The 22,319-nt window shown below is 44.7% G+C and carries 19 protein-coding genes and 1 tRNA gene; 17 read left to right on the top strand and 3 right to left on the bottom strand.

What is annotated here, in order from left to right; all coding sequences use genetic code 11:
• The first annotated feature begins 30 nt into the window (after window positions 1–30).
• From carA to TWT_RS02080, 10 genes are all read left to right on the top strand, one after another.
• Complete coding sequence (gene carA / locus TWT_RS02125) at window positions 31–1,176, top strand: glutamine-hydrolyzing carbamoyl-phosphate synthase small subunit (protein WP_011096354.1); 1,146 nt, start codon at window positions 31–33, stop codon at window positions 1,174–1,176.
• Complete coding sequence (gene carB / locus TWT_RS02120) at window positions 1,163–4,474, top strand: carbamoyl-phosphate synthase large subunit (RefSeq protein ID WP_011102532.1); 3,312 nt, start codon at window positions 1,163–1,165, stop codon at window positions 4,472–4,474. Before carA ends, carB begins: the two co-directional genes overlap by 14 nt.
• 17 nt (window positions 4,475–4,491) lie before the next feature.
• Window positions 4,492–5,382 carry an orotidine-5'-phosphate decarboxylase gene (pyrF, locus tag TWT_RS02115; protein ID WP_237696870.1) on the top strand — a complete coding sequence of 297 codons (891 nt, stop codon included), beginning with the start codon at window positions 4,492–4,494 and terminating at the stop codon, window positions 5,380–5,382.
• Between the two features lie 18 nt (window positions 5,383–5,400).
• A complete protein-coding gene (gene gmk, locus TWT_RS05095; protein ID WP_011102530.1) occupies window positions 5,401–6,315 on the top strand; it encodes a guanylate kinase in 915 nt (304 codons plus the stop codon).
• A gap of 122 nt (window positions 6,316–6,437) precedes the next feature.
• Window positions 6,438–6,695 (top strand): DNA-directed RNA polymerase subunit omega, encoded by a 258-nt coding sequence (gene rpoZ, locus TWT_RS02105; RefSeq protein ID WP_011096358.1) that lies wholly within the window; start codon window positions 6,438–6,440, stop codon window positions 6,693–6,695.
• Window positions 6,695–7,945 (top strand): bifunctional phosphopantothenoylcysteine decarboxylase/phosphopantothenate--cysteine ligase CoaBC, encoded by a 1,251-nt coding sequence (gene coaBC, locus TWT_RS02100; RefSeq protein WP_044143921.1) that lies wholly within the window; start codon window positions 6,695–6,697, stop codon window positions 7,943–7,945. The genes rpoZ and coaBC overlap by 1 nt, the downstream gene beginning before the upstream one ends.
• Before the next feature lie 9 nt (window positions 7,946–7,954).
• Complete coding sequence (metK, locus tag TWT_RS02095) at window positions 7,955–9,142, top strand: methionine adenosyltransferase (RefSeq protein ID WP_011102527.1); 1,188 nt, start codon at window positions 7,955–7,957, stop codon at window positions 9,140–9,142.
• The gene (locus TWT_RS02090) at window positions 9,143–11,017 is read left to right on the top strand and encodes a primosomal protein N' (RefSeq protein ID WP_011102526.1); all 1,875 of its coding nucleotides are present in this window, start codon (window positions 9,143–9,145) and stop codon (window positions 11,015–11,017) included.
• Complete coding sequence (locus tag TWT_RS02085) at window positions 11,007–11,966, top strand: methionyl-tRNA formyltransferase (protein ID WP_044143920.1); 960 nt, start codon at window positions 11,007–11,009, stop codon at window positions 11,964–11,966. Before TWT_RS02090 ends, TWT_RS02085 begins: the two co-directional genes overlap by 11 nt.
• A 299-nt stretch (window positions 11,967–12,265) precedes the next feature.
• On the top strand, window positions 12,266–12,925 hold the full coding sequence (locus tag TWT_RS02080) for a ribulose-phosphate 3-epimerase (RefSeq protein WP_011102524.1): 660 nt from the start codon (window positions 12,266–12,268) through the stop codon (window positions 12,923–12,925).
• 46 nt (window positions 12,926–12,971) lie between these two features.
• Here the strand turns inward: TWT_RS02080 and TWT_RS02075 are convergent, their stop codons facing one another.
• Window positions 12,972–14,066 (bottom strand): mannose-1-phosphate guanylyltransferase, encoded by a 1,095-nt coding sequence (locus tag TWT_RS02075; RefSeq protein ID WP_011096364.1) that lies wholly within the window; start codon window positions 14,064–14,066, stop codon window positions 12,972–12,974.
• Between the two features lie 194 nt (window positions 14,067–14,260).
• Here TWT_RS02075 and pstS point away from each other — a divergent pair, with 194 nt between their 5' ends.
• The 4 genes from pstS (at window position 14,261) to TWT_RS02055 (ending at window position 18,057) form a co-directional block, all read left to right on the top strand.
• Window positions 14,261–15,331, top strand: coding sequence for a phosphate ABC transporter substrate-binding protein PstS (pstS, locus tag TWT_RS02070; protein WP_011102523.1), 1,071 nt, complete (start codon window positions 14,261–14,263; stop codon window positions 15,329–15,331).
• Window positions 15,332–15,413: 82 nt separating this feature from the next.
• On the top strand, window positions 15,414–16,313 hold the full coding sequence (pstC, locus tag TWT_RS02065) for a phosphate ABC transporter permease subunit PstC (protein WP_011102522.1): 900 nt from the start codon (window positions 15,414–15,416) through the stop codon (window positions 16,311–16,313).
• 66 nt (window positions 16,314–16,379) lie between these two features.
• Window positions 16,380–17,273, top strand: a complete 894-nt coding sequence (pstA, locus tag TWT_RS02060; RefSeq protein ID WP_011096367.1) for a phosphate ABC transporter permease PstA — start codon at window positions 16,380–16,382, stop codon at window positions 17,271–17,273.
• Window positions 17,274–17,283: 10 nt separating this feature from the next.
• Complete coding sequence (locus tag TWT_RS02055) at window positions 17,284–18,057, top strand: phosphate ABC transporter ATP-binding protein (protein ID WP_033799945.1); 774 nt, start codon at window positions 17,284–17,286, stop codon at window positions 18,055–18,057.
• A 20-nt stretch (window positions 18,058–18,077) separates the two neighbouring features.
• On the opposite strand, the gene TWT_RS02050 is transcribed toward TWT_RS02055, so the two are convergent.
• Window positions 18,078–18,150 (bottom strand) — tRNA-Arg (locus TWT_RS02050).
• 136 nt (window positions 18,151–18,286) lie between these two features.
• Here TWT_RS02050 and argS point away from each other — a divergent pair.
• A complete protein-coding gene (argS, locus tag TWT_RS02045; RefSeq protein ID WP_011102520.1) occupies window positions 18,287–19,945 on the top strand; it encodes an arginine--tRNA ligase in 1,659 nt (552 codons plus the stop codon).
• Here the strand turns inward: argS and TWT_RS04525 are convergent.
• Window positions 19,895–20,434 carry a hypothetical protein gene (locus TWT_RS04525; protein WP_011102519.1) on the bottom strand — a complete coding sequence of 180 codons (540 nt, stop codon included), beginning with the start codon at window positions 20,432–20,434 and terminating at the stop codon, window positions 19,895–19,897. The genes argS and TWT_RS04525 overlap by 51 nt on opposite strands.
• Before the next feature lie 98 nt (window positions 20,435–20,532).
• Between TWT_RS04525 and TWT_RS02035 the strand changes: the two genes are divergently transcribed.
• Window positions 20,533–21,015: a CarD family transcriptional regulator gene (locus tag TWT_RS02035; RefSeq protein WP_011096371.1), complete on the top strand. Its 483-nt coding sequence runs from the start codon at window positions 20,533–20,535 to the stop codon at window positions 21,013–21,015.
• A 6-nt stretch (window positions 21,016–21,021) separates the two neighbouring features.
• Window positions 21,022–22,290 (top strand): 2-C-methyl-D-erythritol 2,4-cyclodiphosphate synthase, encoded by a 1,269-nt coding sequence (locus TWT_RS02030; protein ID WP_011096372.1) that lies wholly within the window; start codon window positions 21,022–21,024, stop codon window positions 22,288–22,290.
• Window positions 22,291–22,319 lie beyond the last annotated feature (29 nt).

Raw genomic sequence — 22,319 nt, 5'->3', positions numbered from 1 at the left:
CTTCTGCTTTTGTGAGGTTTAAAAATAGGCGTGCTTAGCTTTCGGTCTGCGGTATTCGTAATGGAAGATGGTTCTTGTTTTGAAGGTGTTCCATTTGGTGCTGTTGGTACTGCATTTGGCGAGGCCGTTTTTTCGACATGCATGACCGGGTATCAGGAAGTTTTTACAGACCCGAGTTACACAGCGCAAATTCTTGTTATGACAGCTGTGCATGTGGGTAACACAGGTATTAATGATTTTGATAACGAATCGGACAGAATGTGGCCAAGTGGGGTTGTTATAAGGGATCCATCCCCAATCGCATCCAGTTTTCTTGCCAAAATGGATTTGGCAAAAGCCCTTGCTAGTGAGGGAGTTATCGGAATTTCTGAGGTGGATACGCGCGCTATTGTTAGAAAATTACGCACATCAGGCGCCATGCGTGCCGGTATATTCTCGCAACCGGACCGACCTTTGCCCGATTTGGTGGATCAGATAAGGGGAACGCAGTCAATGCATATGCGTTCTCTAACATCCGAGGTGTCCACAACATCGCGCAGGTTTATCAGTTCCGAGTCCCATTTTGCAACTCTTCTTGTCTTAGATCTCGGAGTGAAAAAAAGTACCATCAATTTACTTCTAGAGCAGGGGTTCGATATTTGGCTTATGCCTCATAATATTTCCTTTGATGAGGCTATGCAGATCAAACCTGATGCGATATTTTACTCAAATGGACCCGGTGATCCCGCGGCGAGTGGTACCCAGGTCGATCTCTTGCGCAGTCTGTTGAGAGCGGGTCTGCCCTACTTTGGTATTTGCTTTGGGAATCAATTGCTGGCCAGAGCCTTGGGTTTTGAAACCAAGAAGCTTCTCTTTGGGCACAGGGGGATCAACCAACCCGTTTTCAACAGGGCAACAAAACAGGTTGAGATAACATCTCAAAATCATGGATTCTCGGTTGATATGCCAATCGATCGTATTTCTGTTTCACCTCTGAATTTTGGACGGGTCGAAGTATCTCATTATTGTCTTAATGATTATGAAGTTGAAGGCATAAGATGCCTTGATATTCCCGCCATGTCAGTCCAGTATCATCCGGAATCTTGTGCCGGCCCGCATGACTCGCGCTATCTTTTTCGTGAATTTAGAAGAATGGTCGAAGGACACCTAGAGCGAAGATACAATGCCGAACCCTAGAGATATAGGATCTGTTCTCGTAATCGGCTCTGGTCCTATAACTATAGGTCAAGCATGTGAGTTTGACTATTCAGGAACCCAAGCTTGCAGGGTGTTGAAAGAAGAGGGTATAAGGGTTATCCTCCTTAACTCCAATCCCGCGACAATTATGACTGATCCTGAGTTCTCTGATGCAACTTATATAGAGCCAATGACTATTGAGGTCCTTGAGGCAATTCTTGACAAAGAGCGGCCCGATGCTGTTTTACCAACTCTTGGTGGGCAAACCGCGCTTAATCTGGCGATGCAGCTTCACAACAAAGGTCTTTTGGAAAAATATGGAACTCAGCTTATAGGTGCCACTCCGGAAGTAATTGCGCGCGGGGAAAATCGTGAGATGTTTAGGCACATTGTTCTTTCTTCTGGCGCCGAGGTGGCAACCTCGGAAGTAATAACCTCTGTAGAGGGTGCCGTTTTATTTGCCCAGAAAAATGGATACCCACTTGTTATCAGGCCATCGTACACGATGGGTGGACTTGGATCTAGTCTTGTTCACACTGAGTCCGAGCTTGTAGATTCTGTAAAGCAGGGTATTGAAGCCAGTCCGAATGGCCAGGTTCTTCTTGAGGAGTCGATTGTTGGCTGGAAAGAATATGAACTTGAACTCATGCGCGACGTGGCGGGTAACACAGTTATTGTGTGCTCAATAGAGAATATTGATCCCGTTGGTGTCCATACCGGTGATTCGGTTACAGTTGCACCGGCAATGACCCTAACTGACCGCGAGTATCAGAATTTGCGCAACATAGCAATTGCCATTATTCGCATGATTGGGATAAATACCGGAGGATGTAATATACAGTTTGCGGTAAACCCCACGGACGGCCGTGTTGTTGTAATCGAGGTAAACCCCCGCGTTTCTCGTTCATCCGCGCTGGCAAGTAAGGCAACAGGATTTCCGATTGCAAAGCTTGCGGCAAAGCTTGCATTGGGATACCGTTTACACGAAATAAAAAATGATATAACAAAAAAAACCTTTGCAAGCTTTGAGCCGTCACTTGATTATGTTGCTGTAAAAATACCTCTGTTTGCCTTTGAAAAATTCCCAAAGGCAAATCCCGAGCTTACAACTAGCATGAAATCCGTTGGTGAAGTTATGGCAATTGGGCGGAACTTCACAACTGCTCTGCAAAAGGCCATGCGTTCACTTGATCAGCCCCATATGTGTTTTCATTGGCAGCCATTCGAATCACCGGGGCATTCAATTGCTTCTGATGTACCTGACCCGCGTGAGTATTACCTGGATTTCATAAGGACCCCTCTGCCATCGAGGCTTGTAGCAATACAACAGGCTCTTCGTTTTGGCGCCAGTATAGACGAGGTTCATGAGGCATCCAGGATTGATAAGTGGTTTGTCTCTCAGATAGATTTAATAAATAAAACGGCAGATTCTTTAAAAGATCTTTCTATGGATTGCCTATCTCGTGCAAAAATGCACGGTTTTTCCGATAGGCAGATAGCTGACCTTCTCAGAATTGATGAAGAGGATGTGAGAAAAAGACGGTCCGCACTCGGGATAGTACCCGTGTATAAGACAGTTGATACTTGTGCTGGCGAGTTCCCCGCCGTCACCCCATATTACTATTCGAGCTATGACTCTGAAAATGAGGCTATTCCATCACCCTCCAGAAAGGTAATTATTATCGGTTCGGGCCCGAACCGGATCGGTCAAGGAATTGAGTTTGACTATTCCTGTGTTCATGCCGCAATGGCACTCTCGGGAATGGGTATCGAAACAGTGATGATTAATTGTAATCCGGAAACGGTTTCAACAGATTACGATACAAGCGACCGGTTATACTTTGAACCTCTCACCCTGGAGGATGTTCTCGAGGTTATATCTGTTGAACAACGCAATGGTGATCTTCTTGGCGTTATAGCCCAGCTCGGTGGGCAGATTCCGCTCAGTCTTGCGAAAAGCATACAACATGAAGGTATTCCGATTCTTGGGACATCACCTGAGTCAATTGATTTAGCCGAGAACAGGGATCTATTTTCTAACCTCTTAAGGTCACTCAATTTGCCGACTTATGAGCATAGAACTGTTAGTAATAAAGATGAAGCTATTATCGCTGCAAATAAAATGGGTTTTCCGGTTTTACTTCGTCCAAGTTTTGTTCTGGGGGGTCGGGGCATGAAGGTTATTCATGACTCTCAGGCTCTGGAAGATTATTTCAACACCTTTCACGCGGTTGATTCAGAACACCCGCTTCTGATTGATAAATTCTTATCTGATGCGATAGAAGTAGATGTTGATGCGCTCTATGACAAGCATGAATTGTTTATAGGCGGCATCATGGAGCATATAGAGGAAGCAGGTATTCATTCTGGTGACTCGAGTTGTACGATTCCCCCGGTAACTTTGGGCAAAAACATTGTTAATCAAATTGTTAGCACAACACATGCAATCGCCCGTACACTTTCTGTTCTAGGCCCTGTGAATATCCAGTTTGCCATTGCTTCGGGCATTTTGTACGTTCTTGAGGCTAATCCGCGCTCTAGCAGGACTTTACCTTTTGTTTCAAAAGCCACCGGAATTCCCCTTGCAAAAGCAGCTACGAGGATAATGCTCGGTCATACAATAGAAGATTTGCAGAGAGAGGGTTTATTACCCCAAAGGGATATGCGGTTCTTTAACCCAACAGATCCGATTGCGGTAAAAGAAGTTATTCTCCCTTTCAAGCGCTTTAGAACAAAGTCGGGTGAGTTTTTGGATACCTTACTGGGTCCGGAGATGCAGTCTACTGGCGAGGTAATGGGTATTGGGCCAACATTTCCTATTGCATTTGCAAAAAGCCAACAGGCAGCGTTTAGTGAATTACCTCGCACGGGGGCGATTTTTGTGTCTGTTGCTGATCACGATAAACGTAAAGTTGTTCTTCCGGCAATGCGGTTTTACAAATTAGGATTTAAAATATTTGCAACATCTGGTACGGCCGACACTCTGCGTAGGTTTGGTATAGATGTTGTTACGATTCAGAAATTTAGTGAAGCTAAAAAAACCTCTTCCCGGTCTGTTGTTGACCTCATAAGGGAAGGCAGGATTTCCCTTGTGATTAACACACCGTCTGGAGGGGTCAGTATTGCAGATGGCTATGAGATAAGGGTTACCGCCCTTGCCTGTGAAATCCCTGTCTTCACAACTATTTCGGAAATGAACGCTGCAGTTATAAGTCTTGAGTCGGGTTCGCACGAAATCGCGAGTTTGCAGGAGCTATATTCTAGCCGCGCGCGTTCAGCTGAAAATCTCTGCGGATGATCTCTTTCGGGGATAGATTGCAGAATGCCTTCACTGATTTTGGGCATCTGTGTGTCGGAATAGATCCACATGAGTGGATTTTGGAGCAGTGGGGGCTTCCAAACTCTCCCGCTGGTGCGCAAGAGTTTGCCCTTAGGATACTTGACTTATCATCTGAATGTGTTGGCCTCTATAAGGTACAGGTTGCTTTTTACGAAAGATTTGGCTCGAAGGGGATTTTTGCGCTTGAGGAGGTAATATCCGCAATTCGCTCAACCGGCGCTCTTGTGATAGCCGATGGAAAAAGGGGGGATATTGCATCGACAATGTCAGGATACGCAAAGGCTTGGTTGTGTAGGGATTCACGGCTCTTTAGTGATGCCCTGACCGTATCTCCTTATGTTGGTCTTGGCAGTTTTAAGGGCAGCATTGATATCGCAAGACAAAATGGCGCAGGCTTGTTTTTTCTCGCGGCAACTTCCGAGATGCATGCATTTCCGATACAGAGTGCAATTCTGCAAGATCGCCAGGGAATTTTCGGTGAGTCCTCTGGAAGCATATTGTCATGTTCCGATATAACCGTTGCGTCATACATTTTTGAGAGTATCGGGACTCTTGTAGGTAATCCCTCTGATTGTTCCAGTTTTGGAGTTGTTTTGTCTGCCACAAGCGATCTTTTATCTCTGGGGATTGGTTGCAATCTCTCTGAGTTTTCAAGGGTTATGCCAATTCTTGCACCGGGCTTTGGTTACCAAGGGGTAGAGCTTAAGGATTCCCGAAAACGATTTGGCAGTCTTATCTCTAATTTGATAATAAGTGAATCTCGCAGTCTGCTTGCCTCAGGCCCCAGGCGGTTTTCTGCACTTGTGAATACTCGCTCCGAAGAGCTAAGATCGCTTTTTGACGATTCGCACGAGAATGCTGGTTAGGAAGGTTATTGGCGATATATGAGACGCCCTCCTCCAAAACCCGACTGGCAGTCGGCATCAAAAAAAGGGGTTGAAGTGCGGAAGATCCGTGCAGAAGTGAAGAAGAAAATCGCCTTTCTACCGCACTGCTCCCTGTATTTCCTTCGTTATGGGCGAAACAGGAAGGGCAGTGTAATTTCAAATATGCGTGTTGCAGATCTTTTATCCCCTCTGCCTGGTATTGGCAGAGTAAAACTCGCTCGTGTAATGCTTGAACTGGGCATTGCTTCCCGTAAACGAATTGCGGGTCTTGGGTCGCTTCAATATGTTCGTCTTGAGGCATTTTTGAAAACTCATCTTGGAATACAAAGGATGCAGCTTTTTGACTTATGGACTGACCTTTTGGATCTTTTGACCATTGTTGCCGGGCCAACGGCAGTTGGTAAGGGTACGGTTATAAGCCATTTAAGAAAATGTCACCCTCAAGTCAAAGTTTCTATATCTGCTACAACAAGAGAGCCGAGGGATAGCGAAAGAGATGGTATTGATTATTATTTTGTTACCGATGAGGTATTTGATTGCATGGTAAGAAGTGGGCAAATGCTTGAATGGGCCACCGTGCATGGCCTTCACAAATACGGAACGCCAAAGGAAGAAGTTGAACGTCTGCTGCACACGGGCCAGCCGGTTATACTCGAAATTGATCTCCAAGGAATGCGCAAGGTAAGGAAGATATTGCCTGCAGTTAGAACGGTTATTTTACTGCCTCCCGCTTGGGATGACTTGATTTGTAGAATAAAACGCCGCGGGAGTGAATCACAGGATGAAATTGATGCACGTCTGGCAACAGCAAAAAAGGAACTTGAGGCTATAGGCGAGTTTGACTACAAGATTGTCAATGCTGATGTTGAAATTGCGGCAAATGAATTATGGCTGGCCATGAATCGTGTTTAACAACATCTGGCTATATTTACTCTTGCTAGAGTTCTGTTGTTTACAGCATTGTTTTGGGTTAGTATATTTGCTGTTCGGTTTATTTGGAAAATGTAAATACTTTTCTGGAAAAGGTTTTGTATATGGAAGAAGATCGCGGAATAGCAGATCCACCTCTTGATTCTTTGCTCAGCAGGTCGGGTTCAAAATATGGCCTTGTGATCTATGCGGCTAAACGCGCGCGGCAGATAGATCAGTACTATATTGACCTGCATGAAGGGTCGTTTTATGCTCATGTTGGGCCGCTTGTTTCTGTTGATGCTGATGATAAGTCCCTTACAGTCGCAATGCGTGAGATTGCCGAGGATAAACTCGATCTTAAGTCTTCTGCAGCCGAGTGATGCAAAATGCGATCGGGCGCATTTTCTTGGGCGTATGTGGGTCCATCTCGGCATACAAGTCTGTTTATCTTGCCAGATTATTCGTAAAAGAGGGCTACGATGTTAGGGTTGGCTTCACCAATGGGGCTTCCCAGTTTGTGGCAGGCGAACCTTTTCGTGTTTTTACCGGGCATCACGTTCTGAATTTTCCCTGCGATGACCAGAGTCATATTGATATTTCTCAGAGTCATATTGATATTTCTCGGTGGGCAGACGCCATTGTGGTTGCACCGGCAACTGCAAATATTCTTGCTGCCGCCCGGGCGGGTTTGGCAAGCGATATAGTCACTCAGACCATTCTCTCCTCTCATGCTCCCGTATTGTTCGTCCCCTCTATGCATACTGCCATGTGGGAGAATCCCGCAACTCGTGATAACGTCAATTGTTTGCTAGAGCGTGGTTATCATGTTCTTGGTCCGGTTACTGGTGATCTTAGCAGTGGTGACTGGGGTATTGGGCGAATGGTGGATCCCTGCGAAATTGTGCAGTATGTTTCACGCAGCCTTTTAAACCACCAGACTGGTAAGCTGTCGGGTAAAAAGTTTCTAATAACCGCCGGGGGAACAAGGCAGCCAATAGATCCGGTTCGTTATATCGGGAATCGTTCGAGTGGAAAGCAAGCAATTGCCATAGCTAAAGAAGCGCAGAAGAGGTCTGCTGAGGTGATTCTTATAGCAGCAAATGTCGAGGCGGTTACTTTGCCAACCGGTATGAGAGTTATTACCGTCGTAACAGCTGAAGAGATGCGGAAGGCCTTGTCCGATAACATTGATACGAGCGATGTTGTCATAATGGCTGCAGCAGTTTCTGATTTTCAACCAAGAGAGGTTGCGTCACAGAAAATAAAGAGTAATGATGGCTGGACTTTGCAGCTTATCTCGACCGATGACCTTCTTCGTGAGCTTGCCAGCAATAAATCCCGCCCCAGAGTGCTTGTAGGGTTTTCTGCTGAAACAGAGGAATCTGCCAATTTCCGTATAGATATCGCTCGACAAAAGCTCCTTAGCAAGGGCTGTGACTACATGGTTGTAAATCAAGTTGGTTTTGATGTTGGTTTTGATGTTTCCGATAATGAGGTCAGTTTAATAGATGATAAGCAGGTCTTTTTCACGGCAAGGGGTAGTAAGGATTACATTGCAAAGCGTATCCTTGATTTCCTCTCCGAGAGAGTGATCGTTACATATATTGACCCTCTCGACAGGTCGCTTTAAAGGTAAGTTGTGATTCTCACATCTGAATCTGTGACAGAAGGGCATCCGGATAAACTATGTGATCAGATTTCTGATGCGATTCTTGATGGTGTTATTTGCAAAGATAAGAATGCCCGTGCAGGTATTGAGACAATTGCAGGTAACGGCGTTGTGCATGTCTTCGGTGAAGTATCAAATCCGGATTCTGTTGATATACCCGGGATAATCAGAAAGACAATCTTGGACATTGGTTATACCAGCGAAGACGCGGGCATAGACGGTAATACGTGTTCGATACAGGAATCCATAACCTCTCAATCCAAGGAGATTGCAGATGCTGTAAACTTCTCTCTCGAATATCGCAATCAACAGGGTGATTTGGGGCGAAACAGTTTTTCACAACAAGGCTCAGGCGACCAGGGAAGCGTCTTTGGCTATGCGTGCAGGGAAACACCAGAGATGATGCCCTTGCCAATTACTATTGCGCATAAGCTTGCATACTCCTTAGCCTTCGTGAGAAAAGAGAAGATTCTTCCGTATCTTTTGCCTGATGGAAAATCGCAGGTTACCCTAGGTTATGATTCGGCGAATAGACCCAAAACGCTTGAAACAGTCGTTATTTCGGCACAGCATGAAGATTCTGTTGACCTAGACAAACTGAGGTTTGACATTCTTGAGCGTGTTGTAAGACCGGTTATTTCAGCAACCGGTCTTGATTGTAGCAAAGCTACTTTTTTGATAAATCCGGCTGGAAGATTTGTTACGGGGGGACCTTCCGCAGACTCTGGACTTACCGGTCGAAAGATTGTTGTTGATACGTATGGATGTGCCGCAAAGCATGGTGGAGGTGCCCTTAGCGGTAAGGATCCATCAAAGCTTGATCGTTTCGCCTCCTATATGGCGAGATGGGTTGCTAAACACGTTGTTGCGGCTGATTTTGCCGAATCGATTGAAGTACAGATCTCATACGCAATTGGAAAAGCCCATCCGGTTGCGTTTAACATTGACACACACGGGACAAATACTATCGCCTTAGATAAGCTCAAGCGTGCAATTCTAAAGGTATTTGACTTCAGGCCCGCTGCTGTTATAGATTCTCTCGATCTAAAAAGGCCCATATATCAAAAAACGGCTGCATACGGCCATTTCGGTCGAGATATCTTTACCTGGGAGCGCATCTGTCCTGATAAGCTTAACGCTCTTTTGGGTGCTGTTTAAGTGCCGCGTGTAGCAAAAGTTCTTCTGAATTTATCGGGACGAGATATTCTGCTGGACTATTTTGTACCAGATGGTTTACATATAAACAGAGGGCACCTCGTAACTGTTCCTTTCAGGGGCAAAATCTGTGAGGGTTATGTCTTGAACATACACACTCCAGAATCTTACGTAGGACATTTGCGTTTTATCCATGATAAGCCCTTGGAAATACCTGTTCTAACACGTGATATAAGCCTTTTGGCTCACAGGATTGCACGAAGAAACTGCAGTCAGATTGGTAATTTGCTGCATCTTGCAATTCCTAAAAGAAGAGTCAGGATAGAAAAAGCCTTCTTTAAAAATCTGTCCGGCATAAAAGATACGGATCCACCAGTCCAGAGTCAAGATTTTGCCTTTTTCAGTCAGCGCGTGCGCTTGACCTCACGGTGCAGGTATTCATTGTGCGTCCCGATAGGTATCGATACTCAGGGTATTCAACCGTGGGCCCACGAATTTGCTGCCCTTGCCACTCAATGTTATCGATCTGGTAGAACAGCAATTCTTGCTGTTCCAGATCAAAAATGTCAGAGGCAACTCTTAAAGGCACTGTCAAAGGTGCCTGAATTACGGAATGATGATATAAAGATTCTTAATTCAAATCAAACTTCGTCCGATAGATATAAAAACTTTCTTGATTGCCTCCTTGATAGGGAGAGAATCATTGTTGGGAACCGTTCTGTTATTTATGCGCCCAGCAACAATCTAGGGCTTATAGCAATTTGGGATGAGGCAAATTATGCATTTCTTGAACACAGGACTCCATATCCACATATAAGAGATATTGCACTAATAAGACAACAAATCTCCGGCTGTGTTTTATTATTTGCTTGTCATATCCCAAGCATGCCGGTTATGTATCTGGAAAAAACCGGTCATATAGAATGTGTCGGATACGCATATCGAAGAAGGCCAAAACTTTTTGTACCGAAAGAACCCGGGCAGATTCCATCTGATGCCATAAGAGTTATGAGAAACGCTTTGGATACGGGACCCGTTTTGGTTCAGGTGCAACAGAAGGGTCATATTCAAAGCTTTTCCTGTGCAAATTGCGGCCAACTTGCCCGCTGTAAGGACTGCTCCGGACCTCTCACAAAAACATCTTTTTACGGCACCTCTCAGTGTAAATGGTGTGCCAAAATTGCCGATAACGCATGTTCAATTTGTGGATCACAAAAAATTGTTATGCTCAGAAGGGGCAGTGATAGAACTGCATATGAATTAACCCAGGCATTTCCAGGGTGTAACGTGCTAACAAGCGATTCATCGAATCCGATTGAGTTACTTGATGTCAAAATGCTTAAAGGCACTATTGTTGTTTCGACTTGCGGTAGCGAGCCGTTAGTTTCGCAGGGCTATGCTGCTGTTTTAATTCTTGATGCAAACACAATGGCCGTTAGGCAAAACTTTGAGACTGCCTACTCGACTCTAAAAAGGTGGACTGCTGCAATTTCCCTATTACGACATGATGGCACTCTTATAATTCCAGGTATTGTAAATAGATTAGTGAGAGCGATCGGCGCTTGGCAACTTGTGAGCTATCTGGAAACAGAGTTGGAGCATAGGATTACCCTAAAATTACCTCCGGCTGTGAGAATTTTCAGTATAACTGGTCGTAAAAGTGAAATTGATATTATCGCTTTGCATCTCAGGGAATTTGATCCTGTTAGGGTTTTTGGCCCTATAAGCCAGGATGATTCAAAATTTCGCTTGATTGTTATGAACGATTTTAAGGATGTCAATAGAGTGATGGATTTTGTGAAAAAAATGTTGGATTCTTTGCGTGGTAGCTCTATCAAAATTAGATGTGACGACCCGGAAATTCTCGATGAAATCTAGTTTACGGATTGTATATGCCGGTACTTCAAGCGTTGCGTTGCCAGCGTTGCGTTGCATAAAAACAAGCCAACATGCTCTGGTTGGAGTTTTAGCAAAGCGCGTTCCGGCAGATCTATGCAGTACGGATTTAAACAATGTTATTTCTGTACAGGCGCAGAATTGGCAGATTCCGGTAATAGAGGCACCTATTCTGCGACCCCCTAAAAGCTGTACGAAATCCGCGCTCGCGAGGTACGAGTTAGCGCGAGAAAAAATACATTCCTTAGCCCCAGATATTGGTGTGATAGTTTCATATGGCGTTCTTCTTGGCGAAGAAATTCTATCCATTCCCCGCTTTGGATGGATCAATTTACATTTTTCTCTTCTTCCACAGTTTAGGGGCGCTGCACCGGTTCAAAGAGCAATTATGAATGGTCTTGATTCGAGCGGTTTCACAATTTTTCGGCTTGAACGGGAATTAGATTCTGGTGCAATACTTGAAAGTAAAAGATACACTTTTTCACGAAATCTCAACTCAGGTGAGGAGATTTTAAAAATGGCCGAGTATTCTGCACCTTTTCTTGTTGAAGTGCTGGACTCTCTTGACAGTAAACTTGAAGCTGCCGTGCCACAGAAGGGAAGTGTCACGCATGCGCCAAAATTGACTTACAACGAATGCCAAATTGACTGGACGCAGAATTCTGAGAAAATCCTAAGACTTATAAGGGCTGCCAATCCAGATCCATCTGCGTATTTTTTTGAAAATAATAAGAGAATAAAAGTTATCTCGGCGAAACAACCTTCTGATTGTTTCGCAAGTTCATTAGCACCCGGTGAGCTTGTTATGCTTGACAAGAAAGTGTTTGTCGGAACGGCAGATCTGCCGGTTGAACTTGTATTGCTTCATCCGGAGGGTAAAAATAAGATGTCCGGTTACGCATGGTGGTGCGGTTTGCGGACCAGACATTAATCTTGTTTCTCACAACATCACAGCCTTTGATATTGCTTATGTCATAACCGATTACGGTAATTCCTGGGAATTTTTATTTGCTAAGGTTCACAATTGTTATGTTTGCTGTATTCAAAAATTGCCCTTTGTGTGTCTTATCGACAAATTAGTAGATTGTTCATGATTATGGAATTGGGCGTGATAACTGTCACAGTCCGCGTCCTAATTGGCTAGACTTTATGCGCATAAAGCAGTTTGTGCGTTTGTAATGTCGTCTAAATCACTTGTTAGGGTTTCTCTGAATATAGAATTATTGGGCAATGGAGATTCGTATAAGTCCGAGTATATTGTCGGCAGATTTTTGTAATCTTGAGCGGGATCTTCAACTTATATCTAGTGCAGACATGGTGCATGTTGATGTGATGGATGGGCATTTTGTGCCGAATATCACCTTTGGTCTTCCTGTTGTGAAAAGAATATGCGAAGTTTCACCGGTTCCGCTCGATGTTCATCTAATGGTCGAAAATCCAGATTATTGGGCTTTGCAATACGCTGACCTTGGTGTTTATTCCGTCACATTCCACTTTGAAGCAGCGAAAGATCCAATTGCAACTGCCAGAAATATACGATCTAACAAATCAAAAGTTGGACTTGCGGTAAGTCCCGATACTGATATTGGGGAATGTGTACACGTTTTGCCAGAAGTGGATATGCTGCAGGTCATGACAGTTTACCCTGGATTTGGCGGACAAAAGCTTATCCGAAGGGTTCTTGATAAATTTTCTAGAATTACCCGATCAGAGTTTGAAAACCTATCGTTTTCAGTTGACGGCGGTGTAACATTGGGTAATATCTCAGAAATTGCCTCTGTTGGGGTGGACACATTTGTTGCAGGGTCGAGCGTTTTTCTATCTCAATTACCTGCCGATAGCGTCGAGTCCCTCAGGAAACTTGCCAAAGTGGCTTATAAAAGATTCTAGAGATACTTGCCTGTTCGAAGCCATTCGATCTGGTCACCCAATAGGGTTACAATACATCATCTCGGCCAGACAATCGCAGTGCCTCGACTATCTGTTTTACTTTCTTTGCATCATCTTTTGTTGTAACCAAAAGAGAATCGGGCGTATCTACAACAACTATGTCTTTTGTGCCTATCACAGAGATTATTCTGTCGGTCTGACTTACAACTATCCCTGTGGCTGAATCCGAGAGTACGCGGCTAGTTTCCCCGAGAATAACAAGGTCGCTTCCTCCCCGTGAGTTTAGTCTTGCAATTGATGAAAAATCTCCCGCGTCGTTCCATTCAAACTTCGCCGGGACAGTCACCATCCTACCTTCTGCGGCGCACGGTTCTGCGACAGAGTATTCTATTGCAATACGAGGCATTTTTGGCCAATTCTTTTTTAGCGCAGAATCCAAATCAGGGCTATTGGCAATGTCTATTATCAGGCTGTGTATGTCAGGTCTTGCCTTTTCAAGCTGTTCAAGCAAAACACATGCCTTAGCTATGAACATACCGGCATTCCACAAATATTTTCCAGAAGATAGATAGCGGTCTGCATCTTTCTGGCTAGGTTTTTCAACAAATCTTTTTACCGACAGGACCTGCGGTGCCCCCTTTATTCCAGCTGAATCGCCACATAATATGTATCCAAACTGTGTTGCAGGCTCAGTTGGGGTAATTGCAATTGTTACAACATATCCTTCATTTGCCGCTACTACGGCCTGTGCAACAGATTGCTGAAACAGGGGAGAGGTTTTTATCACATGATCGGCGGGGAATGAGCCAATAATCACATCAGGCTCTCTAGTATTCAGAATGGCCGCGGCAAGGCATATTGCTGCTGTTGAGTCTTTGGGTTCTGGCTCCAGAATTACGTTATGCCCCTTAAGTTCCGGTAGCTGGGATGTAACTGCGTCGAAGTGGTCAGAGCCAATCACTACCATAATTCGATCTACCCCAGAGATGGGCACAAGACGATCCCATGTATCGCGCAGCAACGAGGTTTCAGTCCCGGTCAGTTTGTGTAGGAACTTAGGCGACGCCGCTCTCGAGAGTGGCCACAAGCGGGACCCTATTCCTCCCGCAGGGATGACACTGTAGAGCTCTGAGCAGTCCATAAACCATCCAAAATTCTACCCCAGAGATGGGTACGTTCCACCACTTCAAGAAGGTTATGCTCCAGAACTGAATTCTAACCTATCTTCTTGTAATCGAATGCTACGTGGGAGAGGAATTTACCTGCCTCTAAAAAGATTTTGTAGTGTAAATTTCGTGTGTTACACTGCGACTGTCTTTTGTCGACTAGTGAAGGGTGTGTCGCTTGGATAGAAAGCTTTTTCTCGTATTTGCTTCAGTTGTAACTCTTTTTTCTGTTTCATGTTTTGGAAACTCCAAAACCTCTTTAGAGGGGTCGGTATCAGTAACTGGGGCTTCTAGTCAGAGCGTGGCCCAATCAGTTTGGATATCAGAATTTCGCAAGATCCATCCGGGTGTAACAGTCAACTATGAACCTCAGGGGTCTGGTGCGGGGCGTAGGGCATTCTTGTCTGGTGCAGTTGATCTGGCCGCGACAGATGTTCCCTTTGCTGACCCCGAGCTCACGGGGGACTTTAAGGGTTGTACTGCGGATGGTCCGCTTCAGCTTCCTGTCTATATCTCTCCGATCGCGATAGCTTATAACCTTCCAGGGGTCTCTGACCTAAAACTTGACGCTTCCGTAATTGCTGGGATTTTCAGTGGGGCAATAACTACTTGGGATTCGCCTAGAATTTCTGCTCTCAATCCTGGCATAGAGTTGCCGAATAAAAAGATAACCGCTGTGCACCGCTCGGATAATTCGGGGACTACAGAGAATTTTTCAGATTATATTCATACCAATGCCCCCAGTGATTGGCCCCATAAACCATCAACTAAGTTCCCTTATACATACGGTGAGGCCGCTAAAGGTACCTCTGGGGTAGCGCAGGTTTTGAAAGCTACAGTTGGCTCTATAGGTTATTTGGATCTCTCTTTGGCTCGTGGAATGTCTCTTGCGACCCTGAAGGTTGGTTCGGGCTTTTCAAAACCATCGGCCGAGAGTGCTACCCTGACAGTGAGCGACTCTGAATTTCCGAGCAAGAATCCGAATAGTTTTTCTGTAAAGATAAATCGCAGGACAGAGAAAGCTGGCGCCTGGCCCCTTATCCTTGTCAGTTATGTCGTTGCTTGCGTTGGCTACAAAAAAGGCAACAAAGACGCTATTTTCTCGTATCTCAAGTTTATTCTTTCTGAAAAAGCCCAGGGTCAAGCAGCACAACAGGCTGGCTCTGCTCCATTACCGGAATCTCTTTCAAAGAAACTTCTCGAGCTTGTCAATAAAATCGCTGAGAAAAACGGCGCCTAAGGGGAGATCTGTCTTTGCTTTTCCGCCCCCATTGCGTGTTTTTGCTGATGGTGTGTTCTAAGTTTCTGTAAGGTCTTTTTTCGTGCGTAAGGACTTCTTCCTTTATGTATGCCTTCTGTCCGGTGTATGTATCCTTGCCATCCTTTCTTCTGTTCTTATTTTCCTTGGCCTCCAGGCACTTCCTGTGCTCACCAATCCAGATCTCGTTTTACCCTCCGGTTCGGTTGGTATTTGGGACTATGTAGTTCCGCTCGGCTTTGGCAGTATTTGGGTTTCATTTTTAGCTCTTTTGCTTGCTGTTCCTTTTTCCATTTATTTTGCGCTGTTTACAACTTTTTATATTCCGCAGGGTCTATCAAAGCTTGTTGGTCGCGTAGTTGATTTTCTTGGAGCGGTACACTCTATTGTGTTTGGTCTATGGGGTGTAACAGTTATTGCTCCGGCTTTGGTGCCGGTTTATGAGTGGCTTGGCACGCATTTTCCATGGCTGCCATTTTTTACAGGCAATATATCCACAACGGGGAGAACAGTTTTTACAGCAGCCGTTATTTTGGCTGTTATGGCATTACCCATAATAACTGCCTTGTGTAGGGAAATTTTTTTTCAGATTCCCAGATTCCTTATTGAGGGTGCTTTTGCGCTTGGGGCTACAAGATTTGAGGTCATGAAGCTTGTCGTAATACCGCTTAGTAAAGCAGGTATTGTCTCTGCAGCTGTTCTTGGGTTGGGCAGGGCAATCGGAGAAACTATAGCTGTTGCTTTGATTCTTAGCTCATCTGGTGTTATAAATTTTTCTCTTATAGCCGCCCAAGCTCCGAGCACAATTGCTGCCAATATAGCTTTGCAATTTCCAGAGGCGCAGGGTAATCTTCTTGCCGCGCTTATTGCCTCAGGGCTTGTTTTGTTCGTAGTTTCTTTCCTAATCAATTTGGTTGCCAGAAAAATAACGAATCGTCAGATTAAAGTCCTAAGAGGTATATAAGCTGGGCATTTGATATATGAGTAAAAGATGTGCGCACTTGCTTCGTGAGATCCTTAGGGTCCAGGAATGACTAAGTTACCTCCGCGTAAAAATATGCACAAGAGACGTGTAAGAAATAGGGTGTTTACCTGTGTTGTTTACGCTTCTTTTGTAATCGCGATATTACCCCTTCTGTCACTTTTTTATACGACGATTGCAAGTGGTTTAGGACGCTTTGATATTGCATTTTTTACACGTACCATGGATGGCACTGTTAACGCTGGAGGTGGTGCCTTGCATGCAATTATGGGCAGTTTTGAAATAACAATACTTGCAGCTCTAATCGGTATTCCACTTGGCTTATTGGTTGCAATTTTTTTAGTTGAGTATGGGTCTGGGGGTTTTTTGTCTCGCACAGTTGCCCTCGGGGTGGATGTAATGGCCGGCATACCATCGATTGTTGTTGGACTTTTTGTATATGCCTTTTTTAGTCTTGTTCTTGATCAACCCGGTATCCGCTCGGGCTTTCTGGGCGCTGTTGCGCTCTCCATTTTGATGTTACCGATAGTCATACGCTCTGCGGTTGAAGTCTTGAGACTTGTCCCAAATGACCTCAGAGAAGCGGCTTATGCCCTGGGAACTCCAAAATGGCGGACAATACTTTTTATCGTTTTACCAACTGCTTTTTCTGGTATTGCCACTGGTTCAGCCCTTGCAATTGCGCGAGCAGTCGGAGAAACTGCACCTCTTTTGATTGTTGCAGGTTTTACCAATTCGCTTAATCTAAACCCGTTTGTAGGGCGCATGATGACCCTCCCTGTTTATGTCTACACACAATACTCATCTCCTGGTGTCGATGTAGGCGCATTTTTGGATAGGTCGTGGTCAGCAGCTCTTGTTCTTATTGCAATTGCAGTCTCTTTTTATATCTTAGCTCAGATAGTTTCTAAAATGATTGCCCCAAAATCTACGAATCGTTGAGAAGGGTTATATGACTTCATTACTGGAAATAAAAGATTTAACCGCCTTTTACGGGCCATTGAGAGCTATAAAAGATGTTTCGCTCTCGATACAAGAGGGGAGTGTTACGGCTCTCATTGGACCTTCGGGGTGTGGAAAATCAACTTTGCTCCGGACTTTAAATAGAATGCATGAACTCTCTCCCGGTGCAAAGGTTAAAGGTCAGGTATTACTTGATGGTCGTGATTTATATCAACTCGATCCGGTTTATGTCCGCCAAGAAGTTGGCATGATTTTTCAAAGGCCGAATCCATTTCCAACAATGTCGATCAGAGAAAATGTCCTTGCAGGTATAAAGCTTAACCGCAAGCGCATCCATCGCATTCAGCAAAACGAGTTGATGGAACGCTGTTTGCGTAGCGTAAATTTATGGGATGAAGTGCATAATCGCCTGGGTCGACCCGGGGGAGAGCTCTCTGGAGGTCAACAGCAGAGACTCTGTATCGCTCGGGCAATTGCAGTATCCCCGAGAGTTATTCTCATGGATGAGCCATGTTCGGCACTTGATCCGGTGTCAACCAAGGCAATTGAACAGCTTATTTGCAAGCTGAAAGAAAAACATACAATTGTTATTGTCACGCATAATATGCAACAGGCATCGAGGGTGTCTGATTGGACTGCGGTGTTTAACGTTGCAAGAAGCGGTGGATCTGGTGAATTGGTTGAGCATGACAAAACTGAGGTCATATTCACAAGCCCAAAGAACGAAGTTACTCTAAATTACATTTCTGGTAAGTTCGGCTAATGGTATGTCCAAGATGATTGCGCCCCCAGCGGGATTTGAACCCACGGCCTTCTGCTCCGGAGGCAGACGCTCTATCCCCTGAGCTATGGGGGCACTACTCTACAATCTTAGTAACATACAGGGAATATCTTTATAAGTCTTTTTAGACCATTTTGGGTAAGCTCTTTCGTGGAGATGACAAATACTGAGGCAATTTACATAAGATGTCGAAATAAATAGGTTTTAGACGATGAATGTGGAAGATCTGAAGAAATCCGTAACCAATATTGTGCACTCAATGTATAACTTTGATTGTTCAGAAATTGTTTCACTAACTCGCCCACCGAAGCCTGAATACGGTGACTGGGCTTTGAGTTTACCTCTAAAACTGGCAAGCCTTCTGAAAAGTCCCGCTATTGATATCGCACAAAGCATCGCTTCGGCATTATTAGAGCTTGATGGGGTGCAAGATGTATATGTTGCAAAGCCTGGTTTTATAAATTTAAAACTCAGCCGCGAACACACTACTGGTATCATCTCAGAAGTTCTAGAGCAGGGTAGTTCTTTTGGGCGCAACACAACCCAGTCTAGTAAAAAAATAAATCTTGAATTCGTTTCCGGAAATCCAACCGGTCCGCTCCATCTGGCACATACTAGATGGGCAGCTGTTGGTGATTCAATAGCTCGTATCCTTATAAACTGTGGTGCTGATGTTACGCGGGAGTATTACATCAATAATGTCGGCAATCAAATACATCTTTTTTCTGAGTCAGTGTACGCCCGGGCACTTTCTAAGTCTCTACCTAAAGATGGGTATCCGGGTGAGTATGTAAAAGATATTGCAAGAAGAATACAGTGTGAATTTCCGAATATTATTGATCTGTCATATGAGGATGCAATCAAGATTTTTCGCAAGAGATCATGGCAGATACAAATAGAGGAAATTAAAAAGTCTTGTATAGCCTTTAGGGTCAATTTCGATGTTTGGTTTAGCGAGGAGTCTCTGCATGAGCCAGATCGTTTTGGAAAAAGTCAAATTGATAAGGCGCTTGCTAGGTGTAAACAGAACGGATACCTTTTTCAAAAAAATGGGGCGTTTTTTATTCGCACAACTGAATTTGGTGATGATAAGGATCGCGCAGTCTTGCGCTCTGACACTTCCTATACCTATTATGCTGCGGATTGCGCATATTACCTGAACAAGATCAATAGGGGCTTTTCGGACCTTGTCATCCTGGTGGGTGCAGATCATCATGGGTATGTTAAACGTTTTCAAGCAATGTCAAACATATTTCATGTAGATTCTGAAAATAACCGAAAAAATGTGCAGGTTTTATTGGGACAAATGGTTTTACTAAAGAATAAACGTCAATCAAAGAGGGAGGGTAATGTAATTGGATTATCCGAGATTATCCAATCGGTTGGCGTCGATCCACTGCGTTTTTGGTTTTGTCGTTATCCAATAGACACACCAATTGACTTGGATGAGCAGCATCTCAAAAAGCGCAGTAATGACAATCCGGTTTACTATGTACAGTACGCTTATGCCCGCACTCGTTCTCTTATTCGTAGCGCAAACCTATTGCAAATGGAGAAATTTGGGTTTTTTCCGGAGCTACTGGTGCATGAAACGGAAACCGCGCTTGTGAGTTTATTGTATGATTACAAAACTGTTGTTATCGACGCGGCACGATTCTTGCAGCCTCACAGGGTTGTGAGATATCTTGAGAGTCTTGCAGGTGCGTATCACAAATGGTACGACAAATGTAGAATAATCCCAAGAAAAGGTATTCTCGATAAGAGCGAGGCGGAGCTTGTAAACACCCGTCTGGAGCTCAATAGGGCAGTGGGTCAGGTCTTATACAATGCCTTGGATTTGATTGGAGTTTCGGCGCCCGAACGCATGTGAGGGTTTTGACTCTTCCTGCGTAATATATTTGTAGTCCGGGAATTCGCTACTCAAGACGGGGGCGATAACCTTCTTTATGCTGGTCTTGGAAGACAGTGTCAGCTCAACATAGTCCCCGGGCGCTGCGCCGACATTATCTATGGTAACTTTCACTTTTGGCCCGAAAACATTACTGCCCTCAGATAAGAAAAGTTCAACCTGTTTAGATGAGCTCGTCTCAGCCGTTATCGTCTGCCTCTTGTCTGTAAAGACTGTCATAACGAGAAATCCGTGTCCTGAATCATCTGCAACAATGAAAATATTTCGAATTAGGATAGTTCCAAGATTTGCCGAGGCGCCAACACCGGCAGAATATGTAATTGTTGTTGCCGCAGGGGTTAGAAGTGAACAGCCAGCCGAAGCAAATGTGCAGATAACTAAGATGGCGACGCGCATAATCAGTCGGATCTTTAACGGCAGGTAGAGAGACCGTGATACCCCTGGAGACATAGCACAATTCTAACGTACATGTTTTATTAGAGGGTACACAAAACGTATATGAGTACTGCTTGCTGCGTGCATAACCTATAATTCCGTTAGGGGGTGGTATGCAGTTCAAAGTGGGACAGACTGTGGTTTACCCTCATCATGGCACGGCATCCATTTTGGAAATAAAAAAGCGTGTTATTCGCGGTGAAGAGGTAACTTATCTGAAATTACATGTTTCAGATGGCGACTTGATGATAGAGGTGCCAGCCGAAAAAATAGAGGCTGTGGGCTTGCGTGGCGTTATCGATTCAGACGGTGCCCGCAGGGTTGTTGAAGTTTTACGCGAGAATCTGGTTGATGAGCCAACCAATTGGTCCCGGCGCTACAAGAGTAATTTGGAAAAAATAGCGTCTGGGGATGTCACGAAGGTAACAGAGGTTGTAAGGGATCTGTCGCGACGAGAGAAGACCCGTGTTCTTTCCGCTGGAGAAAAACGGATGCTTACCCGCGCCCGCGGTATTTTAGTTGCAGAGTTAGCGCTTGCCCGTCACACAAACCAGGAAGATGCGGAAGCTTTGCTTGATGAAGTGCTTGCTGAATAAGTCAGTATGGCAGTTGGATTGCTTTTGCTTGCGGCGGGTGTCGGTAGCAGGCTGTCTTCTTCTCTGCCGAAGGCATTTGTCTCAGTTGGTGGTTTGGATTTAATACAATGGTGCCTAAAAAACTTGGGTCAGTTAAGAACAGCTTTGGAAGTTGTTGTCACTGTTCCAAAGGGTTTTGTTGAGCTTTGCGAAAGAAATGTTTTACAGAGCCTAGGAACTCTTGAAAAGATTAAGATAGTAACTGGCGGGGCAACTCGGCAGGATTCCGTTGGTCTTGGTATCAGGTATTTTTCTGCAAGGATAACAAAACTTCTTGTGCATGATGTAGCTCGTGCATTTACACCTCCTGAGATTTATCTATCGGTTATTAAGCAACTTGAGACATCTAAAGCTGTTATTCCTGTAATTGCGATTGTCGATAGCATAAAGAAGGTAAATATGCAGGACGCATATCGAGAGGTTGCACGGGGCCCCGGTGAACCTTTTCATACCAAGAGCGTGTTGCATCTTGACAGGAGAGAATTTTTTAGCGCACAGACCCCACAGGGCTTTGATCGCGCGCTGCTTGAAGCTGCCCACGAGCGCTCTGTTGCTAGCAATGAACAGTTTGCCGATGACTCTGTAATGGTTGCCCAGATTGAAAAGGATATAACACTGATAAATGGACATGAGGCGAGTTTTAAGGTAACCAATCCGTGTGATTTGCAGCGCGCCGAATTTGCGGCATCAAGTCTGCTCTCTAAGTCGAATGTATCTCCTGTAAACATCTCGCAACCGCCGATCTCTGCTCTAAGCATGCCGTTACCACTCATTGGGGTTGGTATTGATTTTCATAAATTCATTCTGGACGAGTCCCCACTCTTCTTGGCTTGTCTAGAGTGGAAAAATTACAGAAGATTGCAAGGTCATAGTGATGGGGATGTTGTTGCGCATGCTTGTACAACGGCTCTTTTATCTGCCGCGAATATGGGGGATATAGGAAGTGTCTTTGGTGTTGACCTGGCCGCAACAAAAGATGCATCCGGGGCTTATTTTTTGGAATCAACTAACAGACTTTTGGCAACAAATGGATTTTGTGTTCTAAATATTGCGGTGCAAGTTATTTCTAATACCCCGCGCCTTGCAGACAGGAGAGTCGAAGCAGAGCATGCAATTTCAGACTGTCTATCAGGCGCGCGAATCAGTCTTTCTTCTGTAACAACTGATGGCATGGGGTTTCTAGGTCGCGGTGAGGGGATTGGGGCAATTGCTGTTGCTCAGATTTACCACCGATAATTCTTGTACAGATTAGTATTTGCTTTATA

The organism is Tropheryma whipplei str. Twist, from assembly GCF_000007485.1.
Lineage (GTDB): Bacteria > Actinomycetota > Actinomycetes > Actinomycetales > Microbacteriaceae > Tropheryma > Tropheryma whipplei.
This window is presented reverse-complemented; position numbering and strand designations above follow the sequence as displayed.